Origin of the sequence: Streptomyces corallincola (assembly GCF_019104725.1) — a bacterium.
In the GTDB taxonomy this organism is placed as follows: domain Bacteria; phylum Actinomycetota; class Actinomycetes; order Streptomycetales; family Streptomycetaceae; genus Streptomyces; species Streptomyces corallincola.
In genome coordinates this window covers 1-2953 of the sequence record NZ_JAHRXF010000089.1, presented here as the reverse complement: position 1 = coordinate 2953, position 2953 = coordinate 1, and the positions used below count along the sequence as shown (strand labels likewise).

Below are 2953 nucleotides of genomic sequence, written 5' to 3'. Positions count from 1 at the left end.
TGGCGGGGAGCGCCCACTGCGGTGCGGCCTTCTGATGCGCGCCGACCGACCACAGGCCCAGCAGTGCGAGGAACGGCGCGAGGGTGAGGGCGGGGCCCCACACCACGCGGACGATGGTGACCATGAGGTTGATGAACTTCACCACGGCCATCAGCGGGGTGATGACCTCGGAGGGGTCCTTGGTGGCAACAGCCATAGCGACCCCGAGCAGGACCAGGCCGCCGATGCCCATGCCGGTGCTGATGGCGGCGCCCTTGGCCGCGTCCAGGGGGGAGTGGAGCAGGTCCATACGCCGGCGGTGGCGGGCGTCGCGGAAGCGTTGCCCGCGTTCCTCCCACGCCGCCGCCGCTTCCAGGTCGCCCGCGGCTTCGGCGGTACGTAGGTAGCGCTCGTAGCGGGCGGCGGTCCGGCCGTCCCACGCGCGGCGAGCGACGATCCGGGTGCCGCCCGCGACGTAGAGGGAGTGCCGCACCACCGTACGACCGACCGTCTTGGTGGTGTCGTGGGTGGCGGCGGTGCGGATCGCGCGGCCGGAGCGGACCCACAGCGGGACCGGCCGGGCGGGCTCCGGTGCGGGCACCACGGTCAGCGTCGTGACCGGCGCCACCTCGTCAGAGGCGGGCACGGCTTCGGGGATGGGGTCGGGGGTCTTGTGCAGGGAGATGACGGTGCCGCTCACGGCGGACTCCTAACTGCCCTTCACAGGGCGGGGGTTGGGGGGGTGCTGGTGGCCGGGGCCGACCCCGGTGGTGGGGTCGGCCGGCGCGGTCACCACCAGCGGGAGGTGGACTTCCGGGCTGCGTTCTCGGCGGCGGCCTGCGCGACGATCTGCACCCGCGCGGCCTTGAGCGCGGCGATCTCCGCGACGAGGCGGGTCTCGGCGGACTGCCACGCGGTGTCCAGGCGGGTCTCGGCGCGGGAGGGGCTGTTGCCCCGCACGATCCGGTACGACCCGGACGCGAGCGCACCCATCACGGCGCTGCGTTCACGGCGGTTGAGCGGCCACGTCTCACGGGTGCGGACCGCGTCCAACTTCCGCTCAAGCAGGCGGAGTTCGCGGTCGATGCGGCGGGTGTCGGGCTTGGCCATCAGGCGGCACTCCTCAACGACTCGGGGCCGGAGTTGGGTTCGGGGAACGCGCACGGCACACACGCACCGAGCGACGTGGGGATGACGTAGCCCGCATCCCGGAGACACTGCGGGCAGGTGCGGCGGGCGGTGTTGGCCTTGGCCAGCGCCGCCCACCGGCCGGGGGTCATCGGCCGCACCGGCACCGCCAGGTCCACCCGGTACAGGTAGGCGACCAGCGGGCCGCGCCGCCGCCGGGGGCGTTCGAGCTGGGCGGCCACGTCCTGACCACCGGGCCGAAGCCCGGCGGCACGCAACTGCCTGCGGGTCGCCAGGCCGTCCGGGGCGAGCCGCCACCGGAACACCGGGAGCGCGCCCATCACGCGGCGCGTTCGGTGAGCAGGGCGTCACGCAGCTTGCGGGCGTTGGCCGGGGACGTGTGCACGGCGCGGCGGATGCCCTCGGCCGTCACCAGCCGGTCCGGCCAGTCGGCCGTCGCCGTACGTGCTTCGGTCAGGAGCTGTTCCGGGGTGCGCCGCACACGCGGGGCCTTCGCGGTCTGCGGAACCCGGTACGTCGTACGCACGGGACGTGCCGACTCGGCCGCCACCGGACGCGCCACCGGCCGGACCGTCGCGGTACGACCGGTCGGGGCCGCGAGCGCGGGGGTCGGCTTCAGCGGGAGGATCGACTTACCCGCGTTCGCCGGGACCGGGTCGGGGACCGGGAGGCGGGTCAGGGTGATCGTGGGCGGGGTCGATTCCCGCAGGTCAGCCCTAGACCGTTCCATCCAGATCGAGGTGGATTCCTCCGCAATCGTTCCCACGGTGGTCGCCGGTTCGATCGAGGGGAAGGCAGACGGTTCGGTCGGGGTGGCAGGGGGGAGGGCGGGGGTGTCGGTCGGGGCGGTGAACATGCCCGCCAGCGCGGCATCGGCGCCGGCGGTGACCCGCTCGCGCTGCACGTCCAACAGCCGCGAACCAAGGGTGTGGTCGTCGGTGCCGACCCGGCGGGCCAGCCGCCAGGACTTGCGCTCCGACCACTTCTTCACCCGGTCGCTGGGGTGGTTCGCGGCCACGGCCCGGTGGTAGGCCAACTGCCGCACCACCGACGCGGCGCGGGCTTCGGCCTCCGCGTCACGGCCATCGGTGTGGACCACGATCCGGCGGGCGAGGAACGCCATGCCCTCGGCGGAGACGCACATGCCCATCGGGGTCACCGCGTAGATCACGGTGCGCCCCGCGTCGGGGCCCGCCATCGCGGCCATGACGGACGCGGCGGCCGGCAGCGCCCACAGCCCGAGCCGCACGGCGCGGGGCGAGGACTGCCCGAGCATCGTCAGCCCAAGCAGGACCAGCCCGAGAACGGCCGTCGCGCCCTCACCGGCCGCGACCGCACCGAGGGCGGTACCGGCGCCGTAGGCGGCACGGATGTTGGAGAACGTCCCGTACCCGCCGACCCCGCCGACGCCCGCCATGATGACGAACGCGGCTCCCAGCACGATCCGCTGAGGCTTGGTCAGCGCACGGTGCGCGCTCATGCCGCACCCCCGGCCAGGCCGTCACCGGCCGCACCGTTGAGCAGCGCGACACGGGCGGCCAGCGCCCGCCTGCGGGCCCGCCGGATACGACGCTCGTCCACCTCGGACGGGGTGCGGTCCAGGGTGACGATGTGCGCGTCCAGGAGGTCAACGTCCGCGAGGATGACGGGCATCTCCCGCTCCACCGCGTCCAGCTCGGCGTCGGTGGGCTCAAGCCAGTCCGCGAACGCCGTAACGGCGTCCTGAACAGTAACGATGTGGTCCATTGGGTCTGGTTCCTTCCAGCGAGGAACGGCCCGACGCGGCTCCCAGGTGGCACCCTGGGAGCCGCTTTGCCGGTGAGGG

The 2953-nt window shown here is 73.9% G+C and carries 4 protein-coding genes and 1 pseudogene; all 5 read right to left on the bottom strand.

Annotated elements, in window-relative coordinates:
- A pseudogene (locus KUM39_RS27880) lies at positions 1 to 679 on the bottom strand (ATP-binding protein); the annotation flags it as partial.
- An 89-nt stretch (positions 680 to 768) separates the two neighbouring features.
- Complete coding sequence (locus KUM39_RS27875; RefSeq protein WP_217788560.1) at positions 769 to 1089, bottom strand: hypothetical protein; 321 nt, start codon at positions 1087 to 1089, stop codon at positions 769 to 771.
- On the bottom strand, positions 1089 to 1448 hold the full coding sequence (locus KUM39_RS27870) for an RRQRL motif-containing zinc-binding protein (RefSeq protein ID WP_217788559.1): 360 nt from the start codon (positions 1446 to 1448) through the stop codon (positions 1089 to 1091). The genes KUM39_RS27875 and KUM39_RS27870 overlap by 1 nt, the downstream gene beginning before the upstream one ends.
- Positions 1448 to 2608: a conjugal transfer protein gene (locus tag KUM39_RS27865; RefSeq protein ID WP_217788558.1), complete on the bottom strand. Its 1161-nt coding sequence runs from the start codon at positions 2606 to 2608 to the stop codon at positions 1448 to 1450. Before KUM39_RS27865 ends, KUM39_RS27870 begins: the two co-directional genes overlap by 1 nt.
- Entirely contained in the window at positions 2605 to 2874 is a 270-nt protein-coding gene (locus tag KUM39_RS27860; protein ID WP_217788557.1) for a DUF6284 family protein, read from the bottom strand. Before KUM39_RS27860 ends, KUM39_RS27865 begins: the two co-directional genes overlap by 4 nt.
- Positions 2875 to 2953 lie beyond the last annotated feature (79 nt).

Coding starts and splice junctions, on each gene's coding strand:
- KUM39_RS27875 (WP_217788560.1), bottom strand. CDS start 1,089: ATGGCCAAGCCCGACACCCGCCGCATCGACCGCGAACTCCGCCTGCTT.
- KUM39_RS27870 (WP_217788559.1), bottom strand. CDS start 1,448: ATGGGCGCGCTCCCGGTGTTCCGGTGGCGGCTCGCCCCGGACGGCCTG.
- KUM39_RS27865 (WP_217788558.1), bottom strand. CDS start 2,608: ATGAGCGCGCACCGTGCGCTGACCAAGCCTCAGCGGATCGTGCTGGGA.
- KUM39_RS27860 (WP_217788557.1), bottom strand. CDS start 2,874: ATGGACCACATCGTTACTGTTCAGGACGCCGTTACGGCGTTCGCGGAC.